Raw genomic sequence first — 21,905 nt, forward strand, 5'->3', positions numbered from 1 at the left:
GACTTTGACGCGGTGTCGCCGCGTGATGATGCGCGAATAGCAAAACGGGGAAGCCGTTCATCCTGGCTTCCCCGTTTTTCGTCATGCGGCTTGCATGCTGCTCGCGCGGTCTTTCAGCGTCACTTCAACGCCGGCAAAATCTCCCCGACGCACACCCCGAAGCCCACCCGATACCCGTCGCCCTGGCACCAGCCGGCCAGCGTCAACTCGTCGCCGTCCTCGATGAAACTGCGCGTGCCGCCTTCCTGCAACTCCACCGGCTTCTTGCCGTTCCACGTCAACTCGAGCAGGCTGCCGAACGAATCTTCCGTCGGCCCGCTGATCGTGCCCGAGCCCATCAGGTCGCCCACGCGCGTATTGCAGCCCGATACCGTGTGATGCGCGAGCTGCTGCGCCATCGTCCAGTACATGTGCTTGAAGTTGGTCCGCGTAATCGTGCTCGCCCGCTCTGCCTGCTTTGGGCGCAGCGTCACTTCCAGCGTGATGTCGAAAGCATGCTCGCCGTCGTGGCGCAGGTAGTCGAGCGGCTGCGGATCTTGCGCCGGCTGTGCGACGCGAAACGGTTCGAGCGCGTCGAGCGTCACGATCCACGGCGAGATCGTGGTCGCGAATGTCTTCGCGTTGAACGGCCCGAGCGGCACATATTCCCATTGCTGGATATCGCGCGCGCTCCAGTCGTTCAGCAGCACCATGCCGAAGATATGCGCTTCGGCATCCGCGCACGCAACCGGCTCGCCCAGGGCGTTGCCAGCGCCGATCACGAAGCCCGTTTCGAGCTCGATATCCAGCTTGCGGCACGCGCCGAACACCGGACGCTCCTGATCCGGCAGCTTCAACTGTCCGTTAGGACGACGCACCGGCGTGCCGCTCACCACCACCGACGACGCGCGGCCGTTGTAACCGATCGGCATCTCCGACCAGTTCGGCAGCAGCGCGTTCTTCGGATCGCGGAACATGGAGCCGACATTCGTCGCATGCTCCTTCGACGAATAGAAATCGGTGTAGCCAGGAATCTGCACCGGCAAATGCAATTGCGCGTCGGCCTGGCGAATCAGCGCGCGGCTGCGCAGCTCGGCGTCGTCGCGCAGCGTCGCGTTGTCGCGCGACAGCAGCTTGCTCAACTGGATGCGCACGCTGCGCCATGCGTCGCGGCCGAGCGCGATGAAATCGTTCAACGTGTCGCGTACAAACACGCTCTCGCCCGCGCCAGATGAAGGCACGCTCAGCAGCCCCGCGCTTTCGAGCGCGGCCAGGTCGACGATGCGGTCGCCGATCGCCACGCCCACGCGGCGCGTCGCATTCAGAGCGTCGCTGAAAATGCCGAACGGCAGATTCTGAATCGAAAAATCGTTGGTCGAGTCGTTGGCCGACTCGACCCAGCTTTTACGCGACGGATCGAGCGTCGCCTGAAGATCGCTCAATGCGTTCATCGTTGCTCCGGATTGAAGTGTTTCTTGAGACCTTGCCAGCACTCGTAGTAATGCGCCTGCAATTGCGCGGTTTCGAGCGCGAAACGGGTCGGCTTGATCAGCGTGCGCGTCTCGAACATGAACGCCATCGTGTCGCCGACTTTCATCGGCTTCGACGTGTCGCCATGCGAGGCTTTTTCGAACGTGTCCGCGTCCGGGCCGTGACCCGTCATGCAGTTATGCAGACTCCCGCCGCCCGGCAAGAAACCCTCGGCCTTCGCGTCGTACACGCCGTGCACGAGACCCATGAACTCGCTCGCGACGTTGCGATGGAACCAGGGCGGGCGGAACGTATCTTCGGCGGCCAGCCAGCGCGGCGGGAAGATCACGAAGTCGATCGCGTCGACGCCCGGCGTGTCGCTTTGCGATTGCAGCACCAGAAAGATCGACGGGTCCGGATGGTCGAAGCTGATCGAGCCGATCGTGTTGAAGCGGCGCAGATCGTACTTGTACGGTGCGTAGTTGCCGTGCCACGCCACCACGTCGAGCGGCGAATGGCCGATGTCCGCGCGCCACAGGTTGCCGTTCAGCTTGGCGACGAGTTCGAACTTGCCTTCACGATCCTCGTAGGCCGCATGCGGCGTGAGGAAATCGCGCGGATTGGCGAGGCCGTTCGAGCCGATCGGGCCAAGATCCGGCAAACGCAGCAACGCCCCGAAGTTCTCGCAGATATAACCGCGCGCGTCACCATCCGGCAGGCTCACCGCGAAGCGTATGCCGCGCGGAATCACCACGATCTCGAACGGCTCGACTTCGAGCCGGCCCATTTCGGTGGCGATATGGAGACGCCCTTCCTGCGGCACGATCAGCAATTCGCCGTCGGCGCTGTAGAAGAAGCGGTCCTGCATCGAGCGGTTCGCCGCGTACAGATGAATCGCGCAACCGCTCATCGATTCCGCCGCGCCGTTGCCCGCCATCGTCACCCAGCCGTCGATGAAGTCAGTCGGCTCGGCCGGCATCGGCAGCGGGTCCCAGCGCAACTGGTTTGGCGGTGTCGGCGGCACCTCGGCGAAGTTGGCGACGAGCCGCTCCGAAGGCAGCAGCGTGAACGGCTTATGCACGGCCGCCGGACGAATCCGGTACAGCCACGAGCGGCGATTGTGGCCGCGCGGCGCGGTGAACGCCGTGCCCGACACCTGTTCGGCGTACAGACCATAGGCCGCGCGTTGCGGCGAGTTGCGCCCTTCCGGCAATGCGCCCGGCAAGGCCTCCGTGGCGAATTCGTTCGCGAAGCCCGACTGGTAGCCCGGCTCGATTTCAAGCCGCGAACTGGCGGTGTTCGGCGTACGTGTTTGGGTATCCATGCAAAGTTCTCCGTTGATACTCGATCTCGTCATCTCACGCGGTCCGCGGCTCGGACGGGCGGCGGCGTTGGCGCGTCGCCGCGGCCAGCGCGATCACCAGCAGCGCGGAGCACAGCACCGGCACGGCCGCCGCATGGAACAGCGACGCGTTCGACCAGTTCAGCGCGATCAGTTCACCGCCGATCAGCGGCCCGATTACCGAGCCGATCCGGCCGATGCCGAGGCTCCAGCCGATCCCTGTCGAGCGCAGCGTGGTCGGATAAAAATGGCCGGCCAGCGCGTTGACCGCCGGCTGTCCGCCGACCACGCAGAAACCGCCCGCGAACACGACGATCAACAGCCACGGCAATGCATGCGCCACCGTGCCGATCGTGCCGACCGCCAGCGCCGCGCCCACGAAACAGACGAACAGCACGCGGACAAAGCCAAAGCGTTCGATGAACCAGCCGAGCAGCAAGGTGCCGACCACGCCGCCCGTCTGCAGCACGGTGCCGACGATCACGGCCGTGCCCGGCGAATAGCCGGCGTCGCGCATCACGGTAGGCAGCCAGTTGGACAGGAAATACAGATCGATCAGGTTCATGAAACTGATCGCCCACAGGATCAACGTCACCGGGCCGCGGCCCGCGCGGAACAATTCAGCGACCGGCGCGCCTTCGTTACCCTTCTCCCGCACGACGAGACGCGTGTTCGCATCGATCGGCAGCGCCGGGTTGAACTTCGCGAGCCAGCGCAATGCGCGCTCGCTGCGGCCCTTGAGGACGAGGAATTGCAGCGACTCGGGCAGCACGGCAAGCATCGCCAGCGCGAGCAGCAGCGGCGCCGCGCCGCCTACCCAGAAAACCGCGCGCCAGCCGTAGACCGGAATCAGCGCGGCGCTGATAAAGCCGCCGAGCGCCGCGCCCAGCGTGAAGCCGCACGACACCAGCATCATGCGCTTGACGCGATGCGCCGGCGTGGAGAATTCGCCGACCAGCGCCATTGCGTTCGGCATGATGCAACCGAGCCCGAGACCGGTGATGAAGCGCAGCGCGATCAAAGCGGGGACGGTCGTGACGAAAGGTGTGGCGAGCATCGACAGCGCGAAGAAGAACGTCGAGCCGATCAGCACCGGGCGGCGGCCAACGCGGTCGGCCAGCACCGACAACCCCAGTGCGCCGAGCAGCATGCCGAACAGACTGGCGCTGAACACCGGACCGAGCGCTGCCTTCGATACGCGCCATTCGGCGATCACGCTCGGCGCGACGTAGCCCATGGCCTGCGCGTCGAACCCGTCGATCACGAGGCACAGCCCGCATAGCATGAGCAGCATCCACTGAAATGCCGGGTGATGCGTTTCGGCGAGCACACGCTCGACTTCGATTACGTTGGCGGCGGCTGCGGTGGGTGTCGCGCTCAATGGGTCGTCCCCTCTTCCTGACTGGTTGGTTTGGCGGCGATGCGACCGAAACCGCCGCCTGTTCGGCGCATGCGGCCCGCGGCGGCACACACAGTCCCGCCATGGCAGCTGCGCCAGGATTTACGTATAGTAAAACTAATTACGTATAGTGAAATTAACGTATACCCTAGAGAATGACTCAGCCGCCCGCTGTGGCTCGTGGATACGAGCGTATGGCGGATAACGTTATGAGCAATTTGTTCATGTGAGCGCCTGGCGGACTGCTACCATCAATGGATGCGGCAATTGAATAGCGTTGCCGAGCGCCTCTCTCTCGCCATCCATACGTCTACATGATTCCGCCGACCATCCCCGCCCTGATTGCCCGCGCCGCCGATCATCCGTTTCTCGGCGCGCATCTGGCGATGGGGCAAGGCCTGCATCACGACGTCGCGCTGGCGAGATTCGACGGTCTGGAACTCGCCAGCACCTACGAACCGATCTTCGATATCAGCGTGCATGCGTTGGCGCAGTCGCTTTCATCGGGTGCCGAGGGAGTGGACCGTTTCGGCGACGAACTCGGCTTTCAGGCGGTCACGCATCTGCTCGACGGTCCGCCGTCCGACGCGTTCGATCCGTTCGACCGGATCGCCGACGATCGGGATCTCGTTGAACTCGACCGCATGTCGCGCGCGCTGCATGCCATCAATTTCTTCGGCGCGCAGCGGCATGGGTTGCTCTTTCTGCGCGTGCACGAGCGGCTGCTCAAGAGTGTGAAGTACGACCACGGGCGGCATTTTTCGACGGTGCTGGTGTCGCTCGGATTGAACCCGTCGCGGGTGGTGATCGAGTTGCCGGCGGCGGCGGTCGCGCACAAAACCTTTCTCGGCTATCTGACCAAGAGCTATCAGCACTATGGCTTCAAGGTGGCAGGCAATCTGTCCAACGCGGGGCAGATTCTGTCGGTGTCGGAAACCGCGCGGCTCGACTTCATCAAGATGGATGCGGGAACCGCTTTGCGCGATGCAACGGTTAAACCACTAGTCGGTTATGCCGGCCGGTTGCGGATTCCGCTGATCTTCAACCGTGTGGTGGACGAAGCGCAGTTCGATGCGTTGCAGCAGTATGACGTGCGCTTCGTGCAAGGGCCGTTGTTCAACGCGCATTATCACGACCGGGCGGTTTGAGCGGCTTGACCTGGCCGAGCCGGTTGCGTAGGCGTGAGCCGGTTGATATAGCAACCCCGCGCCGCCGCTTCAGCCCGTATCGCCCAAACGCCGCGCGAGCGCTTTCAGCCGCGGCGCGACATTGTCACGAAACACCTCCTCTCCCATCGACGAAGCCGGCCCGCTGCAGCTCAGCACCAGCCAGCGGCCTTCGCGCGGCTCGCGAAACGGCACTGCGACCGCATTGACATCGTCGTGCCACGCGCGGAACGAATAGCAGCAGCGCTGCGCGGCAAAGGCGGCGATCTCCTTCTGCGCGTCGGCGACCAGCTGCGCGCCATCCTCACCCGCGGCCTTCTTCAGTTCGGCCAGCAGCGCCGCGCGCACGTCGAGCGGTTGCACGGCGAGATAGGCGCGCCCCATTGAACTCGTCAGCATCGACAGTTTCGAACCGGAAGCCAGCCCCAGCGTCAACGCGGTCTCGCTGCGGATCGTCTCGAGATAGATCATGTCCAGCCCGTCGCGGCAACCGAGGGAGACCGCCGCGCCCACCTCGCGTGCGAACGTGCGCATGTGCGGGCGCGCCAGTTCGAGCGTGTCCGTGCCCGAGAGCAGCGCGAAACCGAGCGACAGCACACCCGCGTCGAGCGCATATTTACCCAGGGTTTCGTCGAGCCGCAGATAGCCGAGCACGGTCAGCGTGTAGGCAAGCCGGTTGACGGTCGCCTTCGGCAAGCCGGTGCGTTCGACGAAATCGCGGTTGCCGAGCAGGGTGTCTCCCGGCTTGAACGCGCGCAGTAAATCCAGCCCCCGTGCGAGGGCGACGACGAATTTGCGCTCGTCCAGCGGTTCTGTGGGAGTGGATGCAGGCGTCATGGGGTGATACACTCGGACGTGGTTTGCAAAACATTGTTTCGCATAGCGGAACTTAAGTCAAGCTTACGGCTGTTTAGCCGAGCAAGGAATCAGGAGATAAGTCATGGCCGAGGCCGCGCAGTTTCACTGGGAAGACCCACTGCTGCTGGATCAGCAGCTCACCGAAGACGAACGGATGGTGCGCGACGCTGCCGCGGCTTACGCGCAGGACAAGTTGCAGCCGCGCGTGCTCGAGGCGTTCCGCCACGAAAAGACCGACATCGAGATCTTTCGCGAAATGGGCGAACTCGGCCTGCTCGGCCCGACGATTCCCGAACAATACGGCGGCCCCGGCCTGAACTACGTGGCGTACGGCTTGATTGCGCGCGAAGTGGAGCGCGTCGATTCCGGCTACCGGTCGATGATGTCGGTGCAGTCGTCGCTCGTCATGGTGCCGATCCACGCATTCGGATCGGAAGCGCAGAAGCAGAAGTACCTGCCGAAGCTCGCCACCGGCGAATGGATCGGCTGCTTCGGCCTGACTGAGCCGAACCACGGCTCAGACCCCGGCAGCATGGTGACGCGGGCGAAAAAGGTTGACGGCGGCTATTCGCTGTCCGGCTCGAAGATGTGGATCACCAATTCGCCGATCGCCGACGTGTTCGTCGTGTGGGCGAAGCTCGAAGAAGACGGCAAGGACGCGATTCGCGGCTTTATTCTCGAGAAGGGCTGGAAAGGACTGTCGGCGCCGACCATCCACAGCAAGGTGGGTTTGCGTGCGTCGATCACCGGCGAAATCGTGCTCGACGAAGTGTTCGTGCCGGAAGAGAACCGTTTCCCGGAAGTCAGCGGTTTGCGCGGCCCGTTCACCTGCCTGAACTCGGCGCGCTACGGCATTGCCTGGGGCGCGCTCGGCGCGGCCGAAGCGTGCTGGCACACCGCGCGTCAGTATGTGCTGGATCGCAAGCAGTTCGGCCGGCCGCTCGCCGCGAACCAGTTGATTCAGAAAAAGCTCGCCGACATGCAGACCGAGATCACGCTCGGACTGCAAGGCGTGCTGCGTCTCGGCCGCATGAAGGACGAAGGCACCGCGGCTGTCGAGATCACCTCGATCATGAAGCGCAATTCATGCGGCAAGGCGCTGGACATTGCGCGGCTCGCACGCGACATGCTCGGCGGCAACGGCATCTCGGACGAGTTCGGCGTCGCGCGACATCTCGTGAATCTGGAAGTGGTGAACACCTATGAAGGCACGCACGACATTCACGCGCTGATTCTCGGGCGCGCGCAGACGGGCATTCAGGCTTTCTTCTGAAAGTTGTAATGCGCGGGCACCGCCGACCTGTGCCGGGGTCTGCGCAGCACGATAAAAAAAGCCAGTTCATAGGTGAACTGGCTTTTTTGTCGTCCGACGCGGCGCGGCGCGCCGCAGTCAACGGCGCACTTCCTGGCTCAACTGCCGCTTACTTGTTCGGCTGCGGCGTCATGCGCAGATAGGGGCGCAGCGCCTTGTAGCCCTTCGGGAATTTCTGCTTGATGACTTCCTCGTCCTTCAGCGACGGGACGATCACCACGTCATCGCCCTGCTTCCAGTTGCCGGGCGTGGCGACCGAGTGATTGTCGGTCAATTGCAGCGAATCGATCACGCGCAGCACTTCGTCGAAGTTACGGCCCGTGCTGGCCGGATAGGTGATGATGAGACGCACCTTCTTGTTCGGGTCGATCACGAACAGCGAGCGCACGGTCAGCGTTTCGTTCGCGTTCGGGTGGATCATGTCATACAGTTCGGAAACCTTGCGGTCGCCATCCGCGAGAATCGGAAAGCCGACATTGGCGGCTTGAGTCTCGTTAATGTCTTTAATCCACTCCTTGTGCGACTCGGCGCTGTCGACCGACAACGCGATGGTCTTCACATTTCGCTTCTCAAATTCGCTAGCCAGCTTCGCGGTCAAGCCGAGTTCGGTCGTGCAGACCGGCGTGAAGTCAGCGGGATGCGAAAACAACACGCCCCAACTATCGCCCAGCCATTCATGAAATTTGATCGGGCCGACACTCGATTGTTGCTCGAAATCCGGCGCGATATCGCCAAGACGTAGACTCATCATGCATCTCCTAAAGGTTTGGACATTGCCGCGCGAGCATTCATCCACGGCGCCCCGCAAAGATAAAGCATACGGGAGCGACGGTATATGACGAACGAACATCGCGTCACTACTTTATGCGTTTTTGTAATTTTCGCCGATTTAGTGGAAACTTTGCGGGACAGATCAACTCCATCTTAAGCAAACTTTGTCGCACATTTTGCAGGCGGCGGGGTTTTTGTGGCTATGCTTCACCCGGGAACGGTTCGTGCGAAGTTGTCAACCAACCGAGCCCTGCGCTCGCCAGCGGCCGTTTCTTTGGTTACGATTCACGCGTGGCGTGAGACGAAGGGGAGCTGTCAATGTCGGAAATCAACAAGGAGAGATTGATGTCGGATATCAAAACCGTCCTCGCGGACGCTGAAGATCTGCTGAAACAGGCCGCGAGCGCCACCGGCGAGCGCGCTTCGGAACTTCGTGAAACGGCGCTGACGCGCCTGAAGCAGGCTAAAGAAAAGGCGGCTGACGTTCAGGTCGTCGTGGTCGAAAAAGGCAAGAAAGCGGCCCGCGCCACCGACGACTACGTGCACGAGCATCCGTGGGCATCCATCGGCATCGCCGCGGGCGCCGGTGTGCTGCTCGGGCTGTTGATCAACCGCAAGTAACACTGGCGACGGCGCCGGGCACATCACGCCCGGCGCACCAGCGAAACGAGTTGACCGGCGCAGGCCTGGCCGGTCCGCTTCTTCTGGCGCGTGCGCGCGCCGGTTAGGCCTTCACGCGCAACGCCCACAGCCATGACGATCGACACACAATCGCAGCGCGGAGAACATAGTCCGTTACGCCGCATCATCGGTTCCGTGTTTGCCATTCTGCAAACGCGGCTGGAACTGGTTGGCATCGAACTCGCCGAAGAAAAGGACCGTTTGCTAGGCGTGCTGTTCCTCGGCCTTGCCGCCATGATGCTCGCCACCATGGCCTTGATCGCGCTCACAGCGCTGATCGCCATCGCATTCTGGGACACCTACCGCTGGCAGGCGCTTGCCAGCATCACCGCGGTCTATGCGATTGCGGGACTGGCCTGTGCGCTGAAAGCCCGCAGCGGCTTGCGCAATGCGCCGATGGTGTTCGAAGCGACCATTGCCGAGTTCGAAAAAGACCGCGACGTGTTCCGCAAACCGTGATCCGGAAGACGCAACGGCGTGCCCTGCGTCTTCCTTGAGAATCTCGCGCGATTTGCAGCGTCGCTCTACTGCTCCACCTTCACTGCCGCCGACACGCCATGAGCCAGACCCATTCCGATACCGCATTCCGTAACAAGCGCCACCAGGCCAAAGATCTGAGCGCACCCCATCTGCGAGCGCTGCGCAAGGAACTGCTGCTGGTGCGCGCGGACGTCGAGCGTATGGAACTTGCTCAGGCGACCATGGATCTACGGCAAGCGGTCACGCACTTCAGCTGGCTCAAGTTCATCCTGCCGGGTTTTGGCGGCATGCGCGTGGGCCACGGCTCGAAGACAAGCTTTCTCAACGCGGGGAGCATCGGCGCCCTGCTCAAGCAGTATCCGCTCATCAGTTCTATCGTTTCGATCATCCTCGCCAAGCCGCTGCGCGCAACGGTCGCAGCCGGCGCCAAACCCGTGTTCAAGTGGGGCAGTCTCGCCCTGGCCGGCTGGGAAGCGTATCGAATCTGGCAACAGATGAAACGGGACTCCGCCGCGGCGCCAGGCGATAAGGCCGACTCGACGGACAGCGGTTATTGAAGCGTGACGCTGGCCGCGATCGGGGCGATTCGCTAGCTTGTGTTCCAGCAGTCGCCGCTCGCGGGTGGCAAAACGCTTTTCTCGCTGTTTGCCCCGCCGTTTGCCCCGCCGCTCACCCCGCCATTTGCCTCGCTTTTATTGCCGCGTAATCCTGTCGCATCGAGTGTGAAAATGCCGCATGGATCATCGTGCATCGGGCCGGAGTCACTCGGCGCCGCCTCTATGGCATAGCCGCCATTAGCATCGTCCGCGGGCAGTACGTGCAGGCGGTAGACTGGCGTGCCGAATTGCGGCGCCTGGTCGAGGCCCGGCGGCAATACCGGGACGCTGTCGCTCGTCACTCCCTCGACGAATTGGGCTGCGCGATAGAGCGCGGAGGCTGCATCGATTCGATGAGTTCGCGCGACATGGCTACGGTACGAAGGCACTGCAAACACCGCCAGCGCGGCCGTGATCGCCAGCGCGATCATCAATTCGAGCAACGTAAAGCCGGATGTAGACGACAGCTTCATGACACCTCCATCAAAAAGGCCTGGCGGCGACGCGGCGCCAATGACGTTCGATCTTCTCGCCATCGATTACCAGTTCCATCTGCAACCACACCTGTGACTCCTTCGTCCGGCCGAAGCCGCGCGAAGTCAATAAATACGCCCGAGCATCGGCGCGAGCGGCAAGACGCCAGGCCTCGATCAGACATTGCGGCGCGCGTAACGAGTCGGGCCATTGCGCCACCGGCGTCATGGCGCCGGCGTCGAACGCGGCTTCGAGTTTCCACTGGGTCGGCTCGCCCGATGCGTACGGCAACGGTGCGCTCTGGACGGCTGCCGCTGCAATTACATTGCGGGCACACAATGTCAACGCCGAATCCGCGGCATGAAAAGCTTGCAGGTATTCGCGAACGTTGGTGGCGCTGCGCGCCGCAGCGAGCGATGTCTCGAACCAGACCGCGGAAGTAGCCAACATCATCGCTGAAATCAACAGGACGATTGGCAGGACCACGCCGAGTTGCCGGGTGCGTGTGCTTGAGCGGTGGCGGTCCTGTCGACCGCGCCATGGAAAGTTCTCCACGTGAACGCGGCATGTGGCGCATTGCCCAATTGGATGATGCTTCCGCTTTCCGGTTCGTCGTTTCCTCACGGCGAGTCCTCCGCGTGATTGCGTATCGCCACACGCCGTGAGAACGCCTGGCGCGGCCGGAAATCGGCGGCTGAAGCGCTCACGCCGTCGCAATCGACGTAGCGCGAACGCTGTCCTTGTGGCGCGCCGCGCACGAGCACGCAGAGATCGACCGCGACGATCCTCGCCCATTGATCGGCAGACACAGCCGACGCGTCGAGCGCAGCCAGCGCGCCGGCCACCCAGTACTTGATCCGCACGCGCTCGACACCTTCGACCAGCGGCTGCGCGGACCCGGTCTTACCGTTGCCTTCACAGTAAAGCTCCGGCTCACCGGACGAACCGCTGACTCTGGCGAAGTACCGATTCACGACCTGCACGCCCTTGTCGCCGAGCGCCGCGCTGGCGCCGGTCACGGCCTGCCCGAGGCAGTCGGTTGTCTGTCCGCTGGCGGATGGCCATGTGGAGACGTTGTCACCGACATAGCGAACCGCGACACCGTCCGAATGACTGGGCAGGGTCTCGCAGGCAAGGCTGTCGTCGGCGCCGACCGGGCGGCCACCCGAACAGCCGAACAACGGCGCGGGACGGGTGTACCGTGCGACATCCGCGGGTACGAAGCCGGCCATTTGCAATTGCTGGCCGATCAGCGTCAGCGCAATCAGACCGGCTTCGCGGATCCGCATTGCATCGCTCGCATGTTCGAATGCGCTGCGCTGCGTCGTATAAAGCGAGACGGCACCCGCGCTCACCAGCAGCCCAAGCGCCATAGCAATCGCAAATTCGACCAGCGTGTGGCCGCGAGCACGATTCGGTCGCCGCCTCATTTTGCAAACGCCAGTGCTACGCACGACGCGCCCACGGGAATATCCGCTCCGCCGCAGGGTGCTGGCTTGTCGATCACGTCGTCGGGACGCGGCATATCGGGCAACGCGGCCCACGTGACGCGTGCGGCGGACACACCGGCGTTCTCGCGCACCGCGGCAACGCCATGCGGTAGAACCAGTGTTGCCCGCGCGCTCCATTGCCTGATTGCAGAGTCCGCCGCGGAGGGCGCGCACGCCGCTTCCGCGACGGAATCGGCGATCCACACGGCGTGTTCGCGCACGGACATCGCACGGGCTTCACGCGCGGTCCACAATTGACCGCCGATCAAGCCTAACGCCGTGACCGCCATCAAGGCGACAGCCAGCATGACCTCGATCAGTGAGCTGCCGCCACACGTCGACTCGCAGCGGCGCGAGTGCCGCTTCTGCGTGGATTGGCTCATGACGCCGCTCCGCACGCGCCCTCGGTCGTCCGCGCCCGGCCGCCCGCTGCAATGCGAATGCAGCGCCGCCACTTGGCCCCTTGGGTGGCCCTTGACGGTGCACGCGGCGCGACATCGAAACTGCGAAACGTGCCGATCAATTGCCCCGCCGGTGGCGTGAACGTGAGATTCGTCTGTGTGCCGGTAATGCTCACGGCCGCGAGCAAAGGCTGCGCGCGCAATAGCGATAACGTGCCGCCTCGCTCGGCCAGCACAGCCCAACCACAGGACCAGTCAGCCACGCCATTGCCGCACGGCTGCCCTGCGGCAAGGCAATGCCGTGCCGTGTCGGTCCGGCACACCGTGACACGTGCGCCCTGGCGCAATGCTTCACTGCGCGCATAAGCAAGCGTCGAAGCAAGCACCCTCGCGCGGGCGTCGACCTGATCGCGCACGTACCACGCTACGAACGACGGCGTACCCATTACAGCGATCACGGCCAGCAGCGCGACGACGGCCAGCATTTCGACAAGCGTGAAGCCGCGGCATCGCGGCGGGCGAACGGCATTCCATTTCATCTGCATCCCTGATCGATTCGAAGAATGCAGCCAATCTAACGATTCGCGGATCCCTCAACAATCGGCCGAATGGCCAGGTGGCACTCAGACGTTATCCCGCGCAAAAATGCACGCGACGAACCATAACGGCAGCGGGAGATACGGATGCGCGAAACCACGCAGGGGAAAACGGCAACTCAAACGCAACGCGAGATGCGACTGCGTTTAGCGTTTGCGGGAAGGCTTGGGGGGAGAAGAGGCGCGGCGGAATTCTTCGATCACGTCCTCGAATTCGGAGACGTCTTCAAAGCGCCGGTAAACAGAAGCAAAACGCACGTAGGCAATGGTATCGAGCGCCCGCAACTCGTTCATCACGAGTTCGCCGAGGCGCTCGCTGCGCACTTCGCGCTCGCCGCTGCCGAGCAACTGATACTCGATGCGGGCAACCGCCGCGTCGATCGCGTCTGCTGCCACCGGGCGCTTGCGCAGCGCCAGTTGCATGCTCGCGACGATCTTGCGGCGGTCGAATTCGGTGCGGCTGCCATCCTTCTTGACGACCGACGGCAACGCCAGCTCGACCCGCTCATACGTCGTGAAACGTTTGTCGCAGGCTGGGCAGCGGCGGCGCCGGCGAATCGTTGCGCCGTCTTCGGATACGCGCGAGTCGACAACCTGCGTATCGGCGTGACGGCAGAAGGGGCAGTGCATGGCGGCTTAACGGTAAACCGGGAAGCGCTGGGTCAGCTCGGCCACCTGCGCGCGCACACGTTCGATCGTGGCGGCGTCTTCCGGGTTGTCCAGCACGTCGGCGATCAGGTTACCCACCTGCTCGGCTTCCTTCGCGCCGAAGCCGCGCGTGGTCATGGCCGGCGAGCCGAGGCGCACGCCGCTCGTGACGAACGGCTTTTCCGGATCGTTCGGGATCGCGTTCTTGTTGACCGTGATGTGAGCGGCGCCCAGCGCGGCTTCCGCAGCCTTGCCGGTGATCTTCTTCGCGCGCAGGTCGACGAGCATCACGTGGCTTTCCGTGCGGCCCGACACGATACGCAGACCACGCTTGACCAGCGTCTCCGCCAGCACGCGCGCATTTTCGACGACTTGCTGCTGGTATGCCTTGAACTCCGGCGACAGCGCTTCCTTGAACGCGACAGCCTTGCCGGCGATCACGTGCATCAGAGGTCCGCCCTGAATACCCGGGAAGATGGCCGAGTTGATCTGCTTTTCGAACTCGGCCTTCATCAGGATCACGCCGCCACGCGGGCCGCGCAGGCTCTTGTGCGTGGTGGTGGTGACGAAATCGGCGTGCGGCACCGGGTTCGGATACACGCCGGCGGCGATCAGACCGGCGTAATGCGCCATGTCGACCATGAAGTACGCGCCGACCGACTTGGCGATTTTCGCGAAGCGTTCGAAATCGATACGCAGCGCGAACGCGGATGCGCCCGCCACGATCAGCTTCGGCTTGTGCTCCTGAGCGAGCTTCTCCGCGGCATCGTAGTCGATGTCTTCGGCCTCGTTCAGACCGTAGCTGACCACGTTGAACCACTTGCCCGACATGTTGACCGGCGAACCGTGCGTGAGGTGGCCACCGTGCGCGAGGCTCATGCCCATGATCGTGTCGCCCGGCTTGAGCATGGCGAAGAACACACCCTGGTTGGCCTGCGAGCCGGAGTTAGGCTGCACGTTGGCGGCTTCCGCGCCGAACAGTTGCTTCACGCGGTCGATCGCCAGCTGCTCGGCGACGTCCACGTACTCGCAGCCGCCGTAGTAGCGCTTGCCCGGATACCCTTCGGCGTACTTGTTCGTGAGTTGCGAGCCTTGCGCAGCCATGACAGCCGGGCTCGTGTAGTTTTCCGACGCGATCAGTTCGATATGCTCTTCCTGACGGCGGTTTTCCTGCTCGATGACCTTCCAGAGTTCAGGATCGACGTTGGCGATGGTGCTTTGGGCTCTGTCAAACATACGGATTCCGTTGAATGTGTTCAGGTTGACCGGATCGTGCGCCGAATCTTGCGTAGAGGGTACGCAGCGCTGCTGGCGGCTGGGCCAGCCCTGACGTGGCGGATGGAGAGTCGCCGCACACGCGAGGCAGGACAGCCACCGTCAGCGCAGATCAATGCGCGCGGATCACGGCTGCCCAGGCGAACGGCAAAACGGCACCCTGCGCTTCACGGTGGGTTGCTCCACCTTGAATCCGATTGTTTGAACCGGTTCTATCGCCAGTCACGCAGGGGTGAGCGCGTTAGTTTATTGGAAGAGGGTCGAATAGGCAACCGGCTTCCGGGCACTGCCGCGGCTGCCCGCCCGCCGGCCCTCCGCACCGCCCGCGGCACCTTGTGCGGCGCGCAAAAGTCTGTCGGAAAGCTTGCGCAGGGCCGCTGCGCATCCCTGCCAAGGCCCCTCGTACAGCTGGTTTACCCTTGCCGCAGCGCCACAATGGAAGTAGGCTTGGGACCTTTCTCTCCTACCAGCCAGGGAACCACTGCAATGATCGTGTTCGTCACCGGAGCGTCCGCGGGATTCGGCGCCGCTATCGCTCGTGCCTTTGTCAAGGGTGGCCACCGTGTCGTCGCCACGGCACGCCGCAAGGACCGCCTGCAGGCACTTGCCGACGAGCTCGGCGACGCACTTCTGCCGTATGAGCTCGACGTGCGCGACCGCGCCGCCGTCGAAGCCGTTCCGGCCTCGCTGCCGGCGGATTTCGCCGCAATCGACGTGCTGGTCAACAACGCCGGCCTCGCGCTCGGCATCGAGCCGGCGCAGAAAGCGAGTCTCGACGAATGGAACACCATGATCGAGACCAATTGCACGGGCCTCGTGCAGGTCACGCATGCGTTGCTGCCCGGCATGGTGGAGCGCAATCGCGGCCACATTTTCAATCTGGGCTCGGCGGCCGGCAGCTGGCCGTATGCGGGTGGCAACGTTTACGGGGCCACCAAGGCGTTCGTGCATCAGTTCAGCCTGAATCTGCGCGCCGACGTGGCCGGCACCGCGCTGCGGGTGACCAACGTCGAACCCGGCCTGTGCGGCGGCACCGAGTTCTCGAACGTCCGTTTTCGCGGCGACGACGGCAAAGCCGCCAAAATGTACGAGAACGTCCAGCCGCTGACGCCCGAAGACATCGCGGACTCGATCTACTGGATCGCCACTCGCCCGGCGCACGTGAATATCAACACGATCGAGCTGATGCCGGTGGCTCAATCGTTCGCCGCTTTGTCCGTTTATCGCGGCTAAAGGCCGCCAGACGGGGCGCACATCTTGAAACAGACCTCCGAGTGTGCGTTCCGGTAAAATGCGCCGCATGAATATGTCGACCAGCCAGCCCGGCACGGAAATCGGCTACACGTGGCCCATTCGCGTGTACTACGAAGATACCGACGCCGGCGGCATCGTGTTTTACGCGAACTATCTGAAATTTTTTGAACGGGCGCGCACCGAATGGCTGCGCGCATGTGGCGTCGACCAGAATCGGCTCGTGGAAGAATCGGGCGCGATCTTCATCGTCCGCAGCACCGCGGTCGATTATCGGGCGCCGGCCCGGCTCGACGACGTGGTCAACGTGGTCAGCCGGATCGAGCGTCTTGGCAGAGCATCGGTCGATTTCGCGCAGGAAGCGTGGCGCGACGGCACGCTGCTTGCTACCGGTTCCATCCGCGTAGGTTGCGTCGACCGCATTGCGCTGCGGCCGGCCGCGATTCCTCCACCGGTCCTCGCCGCTTTGCGGCGCGGGCCGGGCATGAGCGCCGGCGGTGTCAACGGACCATGACTGAACCCCGTTGTTAAGGGGCCAGTGAACTCGTAACGATCCAGCAACACAAAGCATGGTTCGGCTTGCAATATCGCCGACGCTTCCGTTTTGCTCACGGCAAGCTTCGATTGGCCTTGCAGCCGGACGCCCCCTTCCCGGGACGTTAAAACGAACCTTTATGAACACTACACAAGATCTGTCGATCGTTTCCCTCGTACTCAATGCGAGCCTGCTGGCGCAGGCCGTGATGGCGCTGCTGCTGTTGTTGTCGCTGTTGTCGTGGACCTTCATCTTCCGCAAGTGGTTTGCGATCCGCCGGGCGCGCGCGCAAACTGAACGCTTCGAACGCGATTTCTGGTCGGGTGGCGACCTGCAGGCGCTTTATCAGAGCGCCGCGAACAACCGTCACACGATCGGCGCGCTGGAGCGGATTTTCGAGTCCGGCATGCGCGAATTCCTGAAAGGCAAGGAAAAGCGCCTGAACGATTCCGGTGCGATTCTCGACGGCGCACGGCGCGCCATGCGTGCGGCGTTCCAGCGTGAAATGGACGTGCTCGAAGCCAATCTCGCCTTTCTCGCGTCGGTCGGTTCGGTCAGCCCGTATATCGGTCTGTTCGGCACGGTATGGGGGATCATGAATGCGTTTCGCGGCCTCGCCAACGTACAGCAGGCCACGCTGGCGAACGTCGCGCCGGGCATCGCCGAAGCGCTGACCGCTACCGCAATTGGCCTGTTCGCTGCGATTCCGGCCGTGGTTGCCTACAATCGCTACGCGCACGACATCGACCGTCTGGCGATCCGCTTCGAGACCTTCATCGAAGAATTCTCGAACATCTTGCAGCGTCAGGCACAGTAAGGAGTTCACGATGGCAGGCTCTCGCTCCTCCAGCATGCGCGGCAGCCGCTCGCGCCGCGCGATGGCCGACATCAACGTCGTGCCGTATATCGACGTGATGCTCGTGCTGCTCGTGATCTTCATGGTGACCGCGCCGCTCGTCGCTCCGTCGATCGTCAATCTGCCGACCGTCGGTGGCGCCGCGCCGCAGCAGCAAACACCGCCCGTCATCGTGAATATTCGCGCGGACGGCAACATGAGCGTCAAATATAAGGACGATTCGGGTGCGCAGCAGCAGGAAGACATGACGAAGGCCGATCTGAACGGCTTCATCGCCGAGCGCGCGCAGTCGCATCCTGATCAGCCCGTCGTCATCGCCGCCGACAAGACGGTCAAATACGAAGTCGTGATGAACGTGATGTCCGAGCTCAAGGCTCGCGGCGTCAAGCGCGTTGGATTGCTCGTCAAATCGCAATGATCCGCAAGAACTCCGAATACCCGCTCCAGCCACCGCGTGAACGCGGCACCGGGCGAGCCTTTGCGTTCGCGCTGGTGATGCACGCGCTGCTCGGGTTCTTTCTGTATCACGGCATTCAGTGGCAAAACAGTACGCCCGAAGGCGCGGAAGCGGAGCTGTGGACCGAAGTGCCCGATACGGCAATCCCGCGTCCCGTTCCGCCACCGCCCGTGCCGGTCGCCCCCGCTCCGCCGGTGCGCGACGAACAGGCCGACATTGCGTTGCAGGAGAAGAAACGGCAGCAACAGGAAGCGGCTCGCCAGGCTCAGTTGGCCGAACAGCAACGTCAACAGAAGCTGCAGGCCCAGCAGGAAGCCGAGGCCAGGCGCCAGCAGCAGCTAGCGGCGGAACAGGCCGCGCAACTCGCCGCGCAGAAAGCTGCGGCAGCCAAACAGAAACAACTGCAGCAACAACAGCAACAACAGGAAGCCAGCAAGCTGAAGCAACAGCAACTGGCCGAACAGCAAAAGCAGCAGCAGTTGAAAGAACAGCAGCAGGAACAGCAACAGAAGCAAGCCGAGGCTGAAGCGCAGAAGAAGGCCGACGCGCAGAAAGCCGCGAAGGCAAAGGCGCAAGCCGACGCCGCGGCGCAAGCGAAGAAACTGGATGCGGAGCGTCGCGCGCGGCTCGCGCAGATGCAGGGCCTCGCCGCCGCCGGCACCGGCTCGACCACCAGCGACGGGCTTGGAAAGAGTGGCACGGGCAGCGGCTCGGGTGGCACGGCGACCTCGCCGGGCTACTCGGACAAGGTGCGTCGCGCAGTGCGCCCGAACATCACGTGGGGCGGTGAGACCAGCGGTCTGGAGACGGTCGTTTCCGTGCGCTGCTCGCCGACTGGCACCTTGCTTGGCGCATCGATTTCGCGCAGCAGCGGCAATGCGGCGTGGGACGACGCAGCGCTGCGGGCCGTCCAGCGTACTGATCCGATGCCTCAGGACATCAATGGCAAGACACCGACCAGCTTCCTGATCACGTTGCGCCCGGCCAGTTGATTCCAGCAGTTTGACAGTCAGTTGACGGCAGACACAGCGCTTCGCCCACCGGGGCGCGCTTGGGAACGAATTAGTTCTTTTCGGGTCTGTCTGCTGTCTTGAAGCGTTAGTAAAACCGTTTTTGGGGAATCCATACAGCATGAGTTTGATGACCAAGCTAGGCCTGCGGACACTTGTAGCGTCGTGCCTGATCGCCGTCGGCGGCGCTGCCAACGCACAACTCAACGTCCTCGTAACGGGCGTCGGGTCCACCCAGTTTCCGATCGCCACGGCGAATTTCGCCAATGAAGCGAACTCGCCACAGCAGGTCAGCACGATCGTGCGTCAGGATCTGCAGCGCAGCGGCAAATTCACGAACATCGACGCGGGCTCCACGCCGGTTGCCGAAACGGATTCCGTCGACCTCGGCAGCTGGAAGGCCAAGGGCGCCAACGCATTCGTGTCGGGCAGCGTGAACCGTTTGCCGAACGGCCAATATGAAGTGCGCTTCAAGCTGTACGACACCGTCAAGGGCGAAAGCCTCGGCGGTCTCGTACTCGTGAGCCCGGAAAGCGGCTTGCGCATGAGCGCGCACAAGGTCGCGGACTACATCTACGCGAAGCTGATGGGCGGCCGCGGCGTGTTCGCCACACGCCTGTCGTACGTCATCAAGACGGGCGGCCGTTATCAGTTGCAGATCTCCGACTCGGACGGCCAGGACGCGCACATCGCGCTGTCGAGCCCCGAGCCGATCATCTCGCCGGCATGGTCGCCTGACGGCACCAAGGTCGCTTACGTTTCGTTCGAAAAGAAAAAGCCGATCGTCTACATTCACGATCTGCCCACGGGTCGCCGCATCGTGGTTTCGGACCAGAAGGGCAACAACAGTGCGCCGGCGTGGTCGCCGGACGGACGCACGCTGGCCGTCGCGCTCTCGCGCACCGGCAACACGCAGATCTTCGCCGTCAATGCGGACGGCAGCGGCCTGCGCCGTCTCACGCAAGGCAGCTCGATCGACACCGAGCCGTGCTTCTCGCCTGACGGCCAGTCGATCTATTTCACCAGCGACCGTGGCGGCCAGCCGCAAATCTACAAGATGTCGGCCCAAGGCGAAAACGCCGGCGCCGCACAGCGCGTCACGTTCACGGGCAGCTACAACACCAGCCCGCGCGTGAGCCCGGACGGCAAACAGCTCGCTTATATCTCCCGCGTCGGCGGCGGGTTCAAGCTTTATATCCAGGACCTGCAAGGCAACACGGCCACAGGCCTGACGGACACGACACATGACGAATCGCCGAGCTTCGCGGCGAACGGTCAGTACATTCTTTACGCCACACAGGTGAACGGCCGTGGCGTGTTGGCCGCAGTATCGACCGACGGTCGCACTCGGCAGGTCCTGTCCGTTCAGGGTGGCAGCGTACGCGAGCCGTCCTGGGGCCCGTTTATGCAATAACGTTGATGCAATAACACAAGGAGAGTAACCAAATGATGTCAAAACTTCGCTTCGCTTTTGCTGTATTGATGGTCGGTGCGCTGGCCGCATGTCACTCGGGCGTCAAGCTCGACGAAAACGCTAACAAGGGCGGCTCGGTCTCGGCACAGCCGAACCCGAACGATGTCGCAACGGTCAATGTCGATCCGCTGAACGATCCGAACAGCCCGCTCGCCAAGCGCAGCATCTACTTCGACTTCGACAGCTACTCGGTGAAGGACGACTACCAATCGCTGCTGCAACAACACGCGCAATACCTGAAGAGCCATCCGCAACGCCACGTCCTGATCCAGGGCAACACCGACGAACGCGGCACCAGCGAGTACAACCTGGCACTCGGCCAGAAGCGCGCTGAAGCTGTGCGCCGTTCGCTGTCGCTGATGGGCGTGACGGACTCGCAAATGGAAGCCGTGAGCCTCGGCAAGGAAAAGCCGCAAGCTACGGGTCATGACGAATCGTCGTGGGCACAAAACCGCCGCGCCGACCTCGTGTACCAACAGTAAGTAACGGGTGATGAGCCGAATGACGCATCGTTTCTCCTGGCTGCGGTTTGCCGCAGCGGCCTGCGTCGCAGGCACGGCCCTCGCGGCTGTGCCTGCGCATGCGGGCATCTTCGACGACGATCAGGCCCGCCAGGCCATTCTCGATCTGCGTTCGAAGACCGATAGCCTGTCGAGTCAGTTGTCGGCCGCCCAACGCACGATCCTCGATCAGTCCAATCGTCTCGACCAGCTCAATCAGCAGGTCGCAACGCTGCGTGGACAGAACGAGGACATGGGCAATCAGCTCGCCACGCTGCAAAAGCAGCAAAAGGACTACTACACCGACCTGGATACGCGCCTGAAGAAATTCGAGCCGCAGCAGCAAACGGTGGACGGCGTCCAGGGCGAGGTGCAGCCGGGTGAGACCGAGTCGTTCAACGCGGCTTCGCAGCAGTTCCGCAACGGCGACTTCAAGAATGCGGCGGCGTCGTTCCGCACCTTCATCTCCAAGTTCCCAAACAGCCCTTACCAGCCGACCGCGCAGTACTGGCTGGGCAACGCGTTGTATGCGTTGCGCGACTACAAGGGCTCGACGGCGACCTGGCAAGGTGTGGTGAAGAACTATCCGCAGCATCCGCGTGCGCCGGAAGCGCTGCTGGCCATTGCGAACAATCAGCTCGAACAGGGTCAGAAGGCCGCGGCCAAGAAGACGCTGGAGCAGATCGTCGCGCAGTATGGCGGCTCGGACGTCGCGCAATCGGCCCAGAGCAAGCTGTCGCAGATCAAGTAGCTGGCAGTAACGCGCAGTGTCCGATGTTATAGCCACGCGCGCCTCTCGCTGAAAAGCCCGGGTATCGCTACCCGGGCTTTTCACTATCTGAAGTGCCCATAGCCCGGATGGGCGCGATGGGTTGACAGCCCGG

The 21,905-nt window shown here is 63.0% G+C and carries 25 protein-coding genes and 1 riboswitch; of the genes, 13 read left to right on the plus strand and 12 right to left on the minus strand.

Annotation, left to right across the window (positions count from 1 at the left end):
* Positions 1–119: 119 nt before the first annotated feature.
* From fahA to CJU94_RS02345, 3 genes are read right to left on the minus strand one after another with little or no spacing between them, the layout of a single operon-like run.
* Entirely contained in the window at positions 120–1,430 is a 1,311-nt protein-coding gene (gene fahA / locus CJU94_RS02335) for a fumarylacetoacetase (protein ID WP_095417388.1), read from the minus strand.
* Positions 1,427–2,773, minus strand: coding sequence for a homogentisate 1,2-dioxygenase (hmgA, locus tag CJU94_RS02340; RefSeq protein ID WP_095417389.1), 1,347 nt, complete (start codon positions 2,771–2,773; stop codon positions 1,427–1,429). The genes fahA and hmgA overlap by 4 nt, the downstream gene beginning before the upstream one ends.
* Before the next feature lie 34 nt (positions 2,774–2,807).
* Complete coding sequence (locus tag CJU94_RS02345; protein WP_095417390.1) at positions 2,808–4,172, minus strand: MFS transporter; 1,365 nt, start codon at positions 4,170–4,172, stop codon at positions 2,808–2,810.
* Between the two features lie 332 nt (positions 4,173–4,504).
* Here CJU94_RS02345 and CJU94_RS02350 point away from each other — a divergent pair, with 332 nt between their 5' ends.
* Positions 4,505–5,338: an EAL domain-containing protein gene (locus CJU94_RS02350; RefSeq protein ID WP_095417391.1), complete on the plus strand. Its 834-nt coding sequence runs from the start codon at positions 4,505–4,507 to the stop codon at positions 5,336–5,338.
* 69 nt (positions 5,339–5,407) lie between these two features.
* Here the strand turns inward: CJU94_RS02350 and CJU94_RS02355 are convergent, their stop codons facing one another.
* Positions 5,408–6,193: an IclR family transcriptional regulator gene (locus tag CJU94_RS02355; protein WP_095417392.1), complete on the minus strand. Its 786-nt coding sequence runs from the start codon at positions 6,191–6,193 to the stop codon at positions 5,408–5,410.
* A 103-nt stretch (positions 6,194–6,296) separates the two neighbouring features.
* Here CJU94_RS02355 and CJU94_RS02360 point away from each other — a divergent pair, with 103 nt between their 5' ends.
* On the plus strand, positions 6,297–7,487 hold the full coding sequence (locus CJU94_RS02360; RefSeq protein ID WP_091796639.1) for an acyl-CoA dehydrogenase: 1,191 nt from the start codon (positions 6,297–6,299) through the stop codon (positions 7,485–7,487).
* A 148-nt stretch (positions 7,488–7,635) separates the two neighbouring features.
* Here CJU94_RS02360 and CJU94_RS02365 read toward each other — a convergent pair whose 3' ends face one another.
* Positions 7,636–8,274 carry a peroxiredoxin gene (locus CJU94_RS02365; RefSeq protein ID WP_095417393.1) on the minus strand — a complete coding sequence of 213 codons (639 nt, stop codon included), beginning with the start codon at positions 8,272–8,274 and terminating at the stop codon, positions 7,636–7,638.
* Positions 8,275–8,615: 341 nt separating this feature from the next.
* Here CJU94_RS02365 and CJU94_RS02370 point away from each other — a divergent pair, with 341 nt between their 5' ends.
* The 3 genes from CJU94_RS02370 (at position 8,616) to CJU94_RS02380 (ending at position 10,015) form a co-directional block, all read left to right on the plus strand.
* The gene (locus CJU94_RS02370) at positions 8,616–8,918 is read left to right on the plus strand and encodes an ElaB/YgaM/YqjD family protein (RefSeq protein ID WP_007179108.1); all 303 of its coding nucleotides are present in this window, start codon (positions 8,616–8,618) and stop codon (positions 8,916–8,918) included.
* A gap of 132 nt (positions 8,919–9,050) precedes the next feature.
* Positions 9,051–9,437 (plus strand): phage holin family protein, encoded by a 387-nt coding sequence (locus CJU94_RS02375; protein WP_095417394.1) that lies wholly within the window; start codon positions 9,051–9,053, stop codon positions 9,435–9,437.
* Positions 9,438–9,535: 98 nt separating this feature from the next.
* Complete coding sequence (locus tag CJU94_RS02380) at positions 9,536–10,015, plus strand: DUF3318 domain-containing protein (RefSeq protein WP_095417395.1); 480 nt, start codon at positions 9,536–9,538, stop codon at positions 10,013–10,015.
* Between the two features lie 32 nt (positions 10,016–10,047).
* Here CJU94_RS02380 and CJU94_RS02385 read toward each other — a convergent pair whose 3' ends face one another.
* The 7 genes from CJU94_RS02385 to glyA all read right to left on the minus strand — a co-directional run bounded on the left by CJU94_RS02385 (position 10,048) and on the right by glyA (position 14,899).
* Positions 10,048–10,527, minus strand: coding sequence for a type IV pilin protein (locus CJU94_RS02385; protein ID WP_095417396.1), 480 nt, complete (start codon positions 10,525–10,527; stop codon positions 10,048–10,050).
* 10 nt (positions 10,528–10,537) lie between these two features.
* Positions 10,538–10,981, minus strand: coding sequence for a pilus assembly PilX family protein (locus CJU94_RS02390; RefSeq protein ID WP_095420192.1), 444 nt, complete (start codon positions 10,979–10,981; stop codon positions 10,538–10,540).
* Positions 10,982–11,148: 167 nt separating this feature from the next.
* Entirely contained in the window at positions 11,149–11,958 is an 810-nt protein-coding gene (locus tag CJU94_RS02395; protein ID WP_095417397.1) for a PilW family protein, read from the minus strand.
* The gene (locus CJU94_RS02400; RefSeq protein WP_095417398.1) at positions 11,955–12,401 is read right to left on the minus strand and encodes a type IV pilus modification PilV family protein; all 447 of its coding nucleotides are present in this window, start codon (positions 12,399–12,401) and stop codon (positions 11,955–11,957) included. Before CJU94_RS02400 ends, CJU94_RS02395 begins: the two co-directional genes overlap by 4 nt.
* The gene (locus CJU94_RS02405) at positions 12,398–12,958 is read right to left on the minus strand and encodes a GspH/FimT family pseudopilin (RefSeq protein WP_208645341.1); all 561 of its coding nucleotides are present in this window, start codon (positions 12,956–12,958) and stop codon (positions 12,398–12,400) included. The genes CJU94_RS02400 and CJU94_RS02405 overlap by 4 nt, the downstream gene beginning before the upstream one ends.
* A gap of 204 nt (positions 12,959–13,162) precedes the next feature.
* Positions 13,163–13,645, minus strand: a complete 483-nt coding sequence (gene nrdR, locus CJU94_RS02410) for a transcriptional regulator NrdR (RefSeq protein WP_027799387.1) — start codon at positions 13,643–13,645, stop codon at positions 13,163–13,165.
* 6 nt (positions 13,646–13,651) lie between these two features.
* Positions 13,652–14,899 (minus strand): serine hydroxymethyltransferase, encoded by a 1,248-nt coding sequence (gene glyA / locus CJU94_RS02415; RefSeq protein ID WP_095417400.1) that lies wholly within the window; start codon positions 14,897–14,899, stop codon positions 13,652–13,654.
* A gap of 166 nt (positions 14,900–15,065) precedes the next feature.
* Positions 15,066–15,174, minus strand: a riboswitch (ZMP/ZTP riboswitch).
* Between the two features lie 250 nt (positions 15,175–15,424).
* Here glyA and ydfG point away from each other — a divergent pair.
* The 8 genes from ydfG (at position 15,425) to ybgF (ending at position 21,772) form a co-directional block, all read left to right on the plus strand.
* Positions 15,425–16,171, plus strand: a complete 747-nt coding sequence (gene ydfG, locus CJU94_RS02425) for a bifunctional NADP-dependent 3-hydroxy acid dehydrogenase/3-hydroxypropionate dehydrogenase YdfG (protein WP_095417401.1) — start codon at positions 15,425–15,427, stop codon at positions 16,169–16,171.
* Positions 16,172–16,229: 58 nt separating this feature from the next.
* Entirely contained in the window at positions 16,230–16,703 is a 474-nt protein-coding gene (gene ybgC / locus CJU94_RS02430) for a tol-pal system-associated acyl-CoA thioesterase (protein ID WP_095417402.1), read from the plus strand.
* A gap of 160 nt (positions 16,704–16,863) precedes the next feature.
* The gene (tolQ, locus tag CJU94_RS02435; protein WP_012431821.1) at positions 16,864–17,541 is read left to right on the plus strand and encodes a protein TolQ; all 678 of its coding nucleotides are present in this window, start codon (positions 16,864–16,866) and stop codon (positions 17,539–17,541) included.
* Between the two features lie 10 nt (positions 17,542–17,551).
* On the plus strand, positions 17,552–17,998 hold the full coding sequence (tolR, locus tag CJU94_RS02440; RefSeq protein ID WP_007179120.1) for a protein TolR: 447 nt from the start codon (positions 17,552–17,554) through the stop codon (positions 17,996–17,998).
* Positions 17,995–19,029, plus strand: coding sequence for a cell envelope integrity protein TolA (gene tolA / locus CJU94_RS02445; protein WP_095417403.1), 1,035 nt, complete (start codon positions 17,995–17,997; stop codon positions 19,027–19,029). Before tolR ends, tolA begins: the two co-directional genes overlap by 4 nt.
* Before the next feature lie 139 nt (positions 19,030–19,168).
* A complete protein-coding gene (gene tolB / locus CJU94_RS02450) occupies positions 19,169–20,461 on the plus strand; it encodes a Tol-Pal system beta propeller repeat protein TolB (protein ID WP_091796650.1) in 1,293 nt (430 codons plus the stop codon).
* A 32-nt stretch (positions 20,462–20,493) separates the two neighbouring features.
* Positions 20,494–21,003 carry a peptidoglycan-associated lipoprotein Pal gene (gene pal / locus CJU94_RS02455; protein ID WP_007179123.1) on the plus strand — a complete coding sequence of 170 codons (510 nt, stop codon included), beginning with the start codon at positions 20,494–20,496 and terminating at the stop codon, positions 21,001–21,003.
* Positions 21,004–21,022: 19 nt separating this feature from the next.
* Entirely contained in the window at positions 21,023–21,772 is a 750-nt protein-coding gene (ybgF, locus tag CJU94_RS02460) for a tol-pal system protein YbgF (protein ID WP_095417404.1), read from the plus strand.
* The last annotated feature ends 133 nt before the right edge of the window (positions 21,773–21,905 follow it).

This window comes from Paraburkholderia aromaticivorans (assembly GCF_002278075.1).
Lineage (GTDB): Bacteria > Pseudomonadota > Gammaproteobacteria > Burkholderiales > Burkholderiaceae > Paraburkholderia > Paraburkholderia aromaticivorans.

Bases quoted from the DNA above. Each gene is read 5' to 3' on its own strand.
- tolQ (WP_012431821.1), top strand. From the start codon at position 16,864: ATGAACACTACACAAGATCTGTCGATCGTTTCCCTCGTACTCAATGCG.
- CJU94_RS02385 (WP_095417396.1), bottom strand. From the start codon at position 10,527: ATGAAGCTGTCGTCTACATCCGGCTTTACGTTGCTCGAATTGATGATC.
- ybgC (WP_095417402.1), top strand. From the start codon at position 16,230: ATGCGCCGCATGAATATGTCGACCAGCCAGCCCGGCACGGAAATCGGC.
- CJU94_RS02355 (WP_095417392.1), bottom strand. From the start codon at position 6,193: ATGACGCCTGCATCCACTCCCACAGAACCGCTGGACGAGCGCAAATTC.
- tolB (WP_091796650.1), top strand. From the start codon at position 19,169: ATGAGTTTGATGACCAAGCTAGGCCTGCGGACACTTGTAGCGTCGTGC.
- CJU94_RS02370 (WP_007179108.1), top strand. From the start codon at position 8,616: ATGTCGGAAATCAACAAGGAGAGATTGATGTCGGATATCAAAACCGTC.
- fahA (WP_095417388.1), bottom strand. From the start codon at position 1,430: ATGAACGCATTGAGCGATCTTCAGGCGACGCTCGATCCGTCGCGTAAA.
- nrdR (WP_027799387.1), bottom strand. From the start codon at position 13,645: ATGCACTGCCCCTTCTGCCGTCACGCCGATACGCAGGTTGTCGACTCG.
- CJU94_RS02365 (WP_095417393.1), bottom strand. From the start codon at position 8,274: ATGAGTCTACGTCTTGGCGATATCGCGCCGGATTTCGAGCAACAATCG.
- ydfG (WP_095417401.1), top strand. From the start codon at position 15,425: ATGATCGTGTTCGTCACCGGAGCGTCCGCGGGATTCGGCGCCGCTATC.
- CJU94_RS02350 (WP_095417391.1), top strand. From the start codon at position 4,505: ATGATTCCGCCGACCATCCCCGCCCTGATTGCCCGCGCCGCCGATCAT.
- pal (WP_007179123.1), top strand. From the start codon at position 20,494: ATGATGTCAAAACTTCGCTTCGCTTTTGCTGTATTGATGGTCGGTGCG.
- CJU94_RS02360 (WP_091796639.1), top strand. From the start codon at position 6,297: ATGGCCGAGGCCGCGCAGTTTCACTGGGAAGACCCACTGCTGCTGGAT.
- CJU94_RS02395 (WP_095417397.1), bottom strand. From the start codon at position 11,958: ATGAGGCGGCGACCGAATCGTGCTCGCGGCCACACGCTGGTCGAATTT.
- ybgF (WP_095417404.1), top strand. From the start codon at position 21,023: ATGACGCATCGTTTCTCCTGGCTGCGGTTTGCCGCAGCGGCCTGCGTC.
- tolA (WP_095417403.1), top strand. From the start codon at position 17,995: ATGATCCGCAAGAACTCCGAATACCCGCTCCAGCCACCGCGTGAACGC.
- hmgA (WP_095417389.1), bottom strand. From the start codon at position 2,773: ATGGATACCCAAACACGTACGCCGAACACCGCCAGTTCGCGGCTTGAA.
- CJU94_RS02380 (WP_095417395.1), top strand. From the start codon at position 9,536: ATGAGCCAGACCCATTCCGATACCGCATTCCGTAACAAGCGCCACCAG.
- CJU94_RS02390 (WP_095420192.1), bottom strand. From the start codon at position 10,981: ATGATGTTGGCTACTTCCGCGGTCTGGTTCGAGACATCGCTCGCTGCG.
- CJU94_RS02400 (WP_095417398.1), bottom strand. From the start codon at position 12,401: ATGAGCCAATCCACGCAGAAGCGGCACTCGCGCCGCTGCGAGTCGACG.
- CJU94_RS02405 (WP_208645341.1), bottom strand. From the start codon at position 12,958: ATGAAATGGAATGCCGTTCGCCCGCCGCGATGCCGCGGCTTCACGCTT.
- glyA (WP_095417400.1), bottom strand. From the start codon at position 14,899: ATGTTTGACAGAGCCCAAAGCACCATCGCCAACGTCGATCCTGAACTC.
- CJU94_RS02375 (WP_095417394.1), top strand. From the start codon at position 9,051: ATGACGATCGACACACAATCGCAGCGCGGAGAACATAGTCCGTTACGC.
- tolR (WP_007179120.1), top strand. From the start codon at position 17,552: ATGGCAGGCTCTCGCTCCTCCAGCATGCGCGGCAGCCGCTCGCGCCGC.